The organism is Henriciella sp. (genome assembly GCF_049649345.1).
Classification (GTDB): Bacteria; Pseudomonadota; Alphaproteobacteria; order Caulobacterales; family Hyphomonadaceae; genus Henriciella.
Genome location: NZ_JBARZC010000355.1, coordinates 1 through 6,408, shown reverse-complemented (window position 1 = coordinate 6,408; position 6,408 = coordinate 1). Strand labels below are relative to the sequence as shown.

Genomic DNA, 6,408 nt, shown 5'->3' with positions numbered 1-6,408 from the left:
GCATCAGCCAGCCCCCTCTTCTTCAAGCAGATGGGCAAGATAGGTCTGCTGGTCCGGCAGGCGCGAAACGGCGCGGCCAATCGCCTGGCGCAGCCCGTCATAATTGCGCGCCACCGCCTCGATCGGTGCGCCGAGCGCAAGCGGGCTGACGCGCTCGGGCACGGCATGAAAGCCGATTATCGCAGCGATCCAGTCCTGCTCGGAAAACAGCTCGTCATCATACGTCACGACCCGGCCGCGGCTCCTGAACTGCTGAAGCCGGCGCGCGAGCGAGGGGCTGGCAATCTCGCCATCGGCAAGCTTCCCGGCGCTGATCACCAGCGCTTCCATATCGGCGACGTAGTCCATCATCCGCGCCGCGCGCCGATTGTATTCACGCGCAACGATGTCGGCGGGCTGGTCGCTCGCCGGCAGAAGCGAGGCGAGGAGACCCAGCTGCGCCAGAAGCAGCAGCAGATCGGTCTGCAACACCCCCGGCAGCGCGTGGCTCGCCTGGCCGAGGCAGACTGAACGCTCCGTCCACGGCGCCGCAAGCCGGCCGGCGACGTGTGCGTTCTTATCGAACCAGGTCATCTTGTACGACCGGCTCCGGCTCGACAGGGTGACAGAAAGGTCGTCCGCCGAATTGTCGACCGACCAGCAGGACATATTCGCGTTGCCCTTCGGAGCGTCCTCCACCCTCGTTCGTCCGACATCCGGCAGGTCTGTCCACGCCACAAAATCAGGGAGACCCACTGCCATGGCGCGGGAATCGATCTGCAGCCAGACGTCCTGAGGCGGTGCATCGGCCATTTCGACTCCGGCAGCTCGAGCTTCAGCTTCGACAAGAGCCGACACCTTTGCCCGATCGAGCACGAGGCCATAACCGAAACTCGATTCAAGCCTCTTGGGATCGCTCACCGGATGCACGAAGCGGCCAAGGCGCGCCATTTCCGCGCCGAGACTGTACGCATCGAAAGGCGCCGCGCGCTCCGCATCTTTCATCCGCGTCCAGTAATGATGGAAAGCAACCGAATTCGCCGGCGCGCCGTATGCCCCGAAGGCGAGGACGTAGCCGGGCGCTGCGCCGAATTTTGCGCCGAGCAGGAACGCCCCATCGGCTTCGCGGACGAGTTTTTCTTCATTGAGCCCGAGGTCCAGCAGCAGGCTCCGGCTCTGCGGATAGACGACCGCTGCGCCAGTCTCCTCGACCTTGCCGGAAGGGACGACGACCACACGGTCGCACAGCCCCTCAAGCTTGCGCGCCGCGAAGAGCGCAGTGAGCCAGCCTTCAAGCCCGCCGCCGAGGATGCTGAGCGTCCGGGTCATGAAAAAACCGGTGCCTCCTTGCGGCAGAAGTCGGTAAGCGCCGTCTCATGGGCCGGGCAGCCATCGAGCAGGCGCTCGATCTCTTCGGTCTCCTTCATCAGCTTGAGGATTTCGGCATCGCTGAGCGCATCGGCGCGCGGATCGCGCGTCTCGGGCATCACGCGCTGGCCGAGATAGACCGCGATCCAGCTTGGATGCAGGAACAGCCCGTCTTTATACTCTTGCACGACGCCGCGTGATTTGAAGAGATCCATCTTCTCTTTCAGCGTATCGGGGATGCTCATTGTGCGGACGTAGGTCCAGAACGGGGAATCATCGCGCTCCGTGGCATGATAGTGCAGCACGAGGAAATCCCGTATCCGGTCATATTCGAGCTGCATGACCCGGTTGAATTCGTCCACGTCGCGCTGGTCGATCCCGCCGGACGGCATCAGCTCTGCAAAGGCAGTGATGCCCGCCTGGATGAGATAGATACTGGTTGATTCCAGCGGCTCGAGGAACCCGCTCGACAGTCCGACCGCGATGCAATTGCCGATCCACTGCCTGTCCTGCATGCCGGCCTTGAAGCGCAGCCGGTTCGGCTCGGTGATCGCGTCGGCGTCGAGGCTCGAAAGCAGGATATCCTCCGCTGTCTGATCGTCCATGAATTCGCTCGCATAGACATGACCGTTGCCGGTGCGGTGCTGGAGAGGAATGCGCCATTGCCAGCCGGCCCCGCGCGCGGTCGCGCGCGTATAGGGAAGGCTTTCGCCGGTTTTCTCACAGGCCACGGCGATCGCCCTGTCGCAAGGCAGCCAGTGCGACCAGTCGATGAATGTGGCGCCAAGCTCCTTGCCCATAAGCATCGCGCGAAAGCCCGTGCAGTCTATGAAGAAGTCGCCTTCGACCCGTTCGCCGCTTTCCAGGTTGAGCGCGCTGATATGGCCGCTCTCCCCGTCTCGCTCGACCGAGGTGATCCGGCCTTCAATCCGCTTGACGCCATTCGCCTCGGAAAAGCGCCTCAGATATTTCGCATAAAGGCTCGCATCGAGCTGGTAGGCATAGGAGAAGGTCGAGAGCAGGCTCTCGGGATCGTCTGACGGAAAGCCGAACTTGCCGCGCTCGCTCATCCTCACGGGGAGCGAAAAGTCATCGATCCGGCCAGAGCGGCCCTCCTCCTTCAGCCGGTGCCAGACATGATGAAACGGGATCGTCTGACCCGGCGGGCCGTAATCGCCGAACGGGTGGATGTAGGAATCGCCAATCTGCGCCCAGTCCCGAAATTCAATACCCAGTTTGAAAGTCGCATTGGTGGCGGCCATCAGCTCGCGCTCATCAAGGCCGAGCGTGCGGTTGAAGAAGCGCATGTGCGGCAAGGTCGCCTCGCCGACGCCGACCGTGCCGATCTGTTCTGACTCAACAAGGCAGATCTCGAGGCCGAGCGGTTTCAGCAGCTGGCAGAGCCCTGCCGCGCTCATCCAGCCCGCCGTTCCGCCGCCTGCAATGACGATCTTTTTGATCTGCAATTGTCTCTCCCGCTCAACTCCTGATCATAGCAGGAATCATATTTATATCAGCACGCCGACGATTTTCTCTCCCCGCAGCCGCGTAGCTGATCGGCGCGGAGGTGGCTTTCCCGCCACAATCCAAGAGATTTCGACGAAAACCTAAAATTATTTCTTGATAGCGCAAACACTATGTGGTCTCGTGCCTCCCAATACTGAGAGCGTTAACATTATAGCGCCGCACTGAAAACCAAGGGATGGGAGGCCCTCTATGGACAAGCAAAAGCCTAATAACGATACCGTTGCGTCAAGAAAGCGTGTTTTTGGCACACTTCTTTGCACCGCGTCAGCGTTTGCGATCATTCAGGCATCGCCTGCAATCGCCCAGGAAGCCGATACCGATCCGGATCCTGAAGAGGTAACGACAACCGAATCAGAAGGCGAAGCGCGTCAGGATACGGTGGTCGTCAAAGGCATTCGCAGCTCGATCGCCAGTGCCCAGGAAATCAAAAGAAACGCCGATACGCTCGTCGACGCGGTCACCGCAGAAGACATCGGCGCCCTGCCGGATCGCTCGGTGACGGAAGCCCTTCAACGGGTACCCGGCGTCTCGATCAGCCGCTTTGCCGCTGCAGATGACCCGGACCACTTCTCTATTGAAGGCTCGGGCGTGGTTGTTCGCGGCCTGACTTTTGTGCGCTCCGAACTCAACGGACGCGACACGTTCACAGCGAATAATGGCCGCGCGCTCAGCTTTTCTGACGTATCGCCAGAGCTTCTGGGCTCGGTGCAGGTCTTCAAGAACCAGACCGCTGACCTTACAGAAGGCGGCATTGCAGGTGTCGTGAACCTGGTGACCCGCAAGCCTTTCGACAGCGACGGCCAGAAGATCGCCGGTACGCTCGAATACGCCTATACGGACTTCCGCGACGAGACGAGTCCGACCGGCTCGCTCCTTTACAGCAACAATTGGGAGACCGATGCCGGACGCTTCGGCATCCTGCTGAGCGGCGTTTATTCGGAGCTCGAAACACGCTCCGACGGCACGCAAATCTCCTCCTTCCAGCCACGCGACGACCTCGCTGCCCAGCGGGTCTGGGTGCCTGAAGGCGCGGTCGTGCGCTCACAGGAATATAACCGCGAGCGCACAGGCTTTGGCGGCTCAGCGCAATGGGAAAGCCCTGATCGCGACATGCTCGCAACGTTCGAGTATCTTCGCTCCGAAGCAACAACCAGCTGGAATGAGCGCGCCTCGGAAATCGCCACTGACAATGTCGGCGACAATGCCTTCTTCTTCGTACCCGGCACCGATTTCGGCTTTGGCGGCGACGATCTCTTCCAGTACGGCACGGTCTCGGCGCCTGTTGGCTGGCGCGATGACCAGTTCGGGGATCCTCGCACGCCGATCTATGGCCTGCAGTCCAACAACATCTATCGCGGTGTCGAGCAGGAAACGGTCACCGAAGATACGTCGCTGAACTTCAAATGGACGCCCGGCGAGCGTTGGGCCTTTAACTTCGACTATCAGCACGTGGAATCGACGACAGACAATGTCGACTTCGCTCTCTGGGGGAGCAGCTTCCAAGATGTGCGGATGGATTTGCGCCAGGATATCCCGATCGTTGAATTCCTGCCGCCGAACCAGATCCCCGGTTTCGGCGGAGCCGCAGCAGGCGGTGCGGAAATCGACTGTACGCAGCCTGTCGGCACGCAGACCTGCCCGGCATACTTTGTCGGCGGCAGCAACTGGGCCGATCCTCAGAACAGCTTCTGGCGCGCAGCCATGGACCACTTCGAGCAAAGTGAAGGCCAATCCGACGCCTTCCGCATCGATGCGGAATATGATTTCGAAGACGATTTCGACTGGATCAAATCCGTCCGTTTCGGCGGCCGTTATGCCGACCGCGATCTGACAACACGCTTTTCCACCTATAACTGGGGCGCTCTGTCGGAAATCTGGGGCAATGGCGGTCCTATCTGGATGGATGAGATCGGTGCGCCGGGCGGCTTCGTAAATACCTATGACTGGCCGAATTTCCAGCGCGGCGATACCAACTCTCCGCCGGAAATGGCATTCTTCGCCCTCAACCCGGCCCAGCAATATGGTGCGACAGCAGACTTTGCAGATGCTGTGGTTGCACAATGGCTCGAGAATGGCGGCGTTACGGGTGGGGCCCAAGGCGGCTCAGCCGGCTGGCAGCGTCTCGCGGATCGTCCGGGTCTGGTTGGCAATTCCCCTTACCTGCCTGGTGAAATCACGGACGCGACGGAAGAGATCACCTCATTCTACGGCCGGCTCGATTTCGGCCATGATGATCCATTTGGAAATGGCGTGTCCATTGGCGGTAATGTCGGGGTTCGTTACGTCGAGACCCAGATTGCGTCGAGTGGTGGCTTGCAATTCGCCCAGCCAGGAACGCTGCCTGACGATGGAACATTCGGCACCTCCGGCAATATTTCGGGGAGCGACTGTATTCCGGATCCACAACCGGATGGCTCAATTCCAAACGTCTCATTCTTCTGTACACTCACACCGGAAGAGCGGGCGTCGGCCTATGCCTTCCTCAGCGGAGCGTCGACCCCATTCAGTGGGGAACAGACCTATGAGGAAATCCTTCCGAGCTTCAACCTGAAACTCGGGCTCACGGACGATATGATCGTGCGGTTCGCCTACTCCAAGGCGATGTCGCGGCCTGATGTCGGTCTGACCCGGGCGACCTATCCGATTAGTGCAGCCACGGAAGACGATCCGGCCAATCCGGGCACCGGTGTGCCTGCCGGGTTTACGGCCGGCTGTTACGGCTTTCAGACCTCGGGCGGTAATCCATTCCTGGAACCTGTAAAATCCGATCAGTATGACCTGGCTTTCGAATGGTATTTCTCCAGCACAGGGTCTTTGACGGCGACGGCGTTCTACAAGGAGATCGAGGACATCATCGTCTCCGGTTCCGGTACGCTGTCGGTCACCAATAATGGCGAGACCTATGATGTCTTCGTCACAAACCAGCCGACCAATTCCGATGAGACAGGCAAGATCAAGGGCTTCGAACTGGCCTATAACCAGTTCTATGACTTCATGCCTGCTCCATGGGACGGCTTCGGTGTTCAAGCCTCGTACACCTATATCGAAAGTGACGGTGTCAACTCATCGACCGTCAGCGCCACGGACGCGGATGCGGGTGGTAGTGACCCCGTTGTTGATCTCGGAGACCTGCCACTTGAAGGCCTGTCCGAGCACAACTTCAACGTGGCGGCCATCTATGAGAAAGGGCCAATCTCGACGCGTCTCGCCTATAACTGGCGCGATGACTATCTCGTAACGGCGCGCGACGTGATCACGCCCTTCTATCCGATCTTCCAGAATGCGGGCGGCCAGCTTGATGGCTCCTTCTTCTACACGGTCAATGAGAACCTGAAGATCGGTGTCCAGGGGGCAAACCTCCTGAACCAGATCACCGAAACCGAATCCTACATCCCGAACTCGAATGGACGGCGGGGCGGACGCTCCTGGTTCCAGAACGACCGGTGGGTGACGCTTTCGGCCCGTTTCAACTTCTAGACGCGGGTAGCGTTTGAAGACTCCCAGGCGGGCCCTGCAAGATTTGCAGGGCCCGTA

3 protein-coding genes are annotated in these 6,408 nt (G+C 60.0%); 1 reads left to right on the top strand and 2 read right to left on the bottom strand.

Annotated features, from left to right (window positions below; translation table 11 throughout):
* Positions 1–3 precede the first annotated feature (3 nt).
* Positions 4–1,308, bottom strand: a complete 1,305-nt coding sequence (locus WA989_RS09775) for a tryptophan 7-halogenase (RefSeq protein ID WP_424340311.1) — start codon at positions 1,306–1,308, stop codon at positions 4–6.
* On the bottom strand, positions 1,305–2,813 hold the full coding sequence (locus tag WA989_RS09770) for a tryptophan halogenase family protein (protein ID WP_424340310.1): 1,509 nt from the start codon (positions 2,811–2,813) through the stop codon (positions 1,305–1,307). Before WA989_RS09770 ends, WA989_RS09775 begins: the two co-directional genes overlap by 4 nt.
* Before the next feature lie 250 nt (positions 2,814–3,063).
* Between WA989_RS09770 and WA989_RS09765 the strand changes: the two genes are divergently transcribed.
* Positions 3,064–6,351, top strand: a complete 3,288-nt coding sequence (locus WA989_RS09765; protein WP_424340309.1) for a TonB-dependent receptor — start codon at positions 3,064–3,066, stop codon at positions 6,349–6,351.
* The last annotated feature ends 57 nt before the right edge of the window (positions 6,352–6,408 follow it).

Bases quoted from the DNA above. Each gene is read 5' to 3' on its own strand.
- WA989_RS09775 (WP_424340311.1), bottom strand. From the start codon at position 1,308: ATGACCCGGACGCTCAGCATCCTCGGCGGCGGGCTTGAAGGCTGGCTC.
- WA989_RS09765 (WP_424340309.1), top strand. From the start codon at position 3,064: ATGGACAAGCAAAAGCCTAATAACGATACCGTTGCGTCAAGAAAGCGT.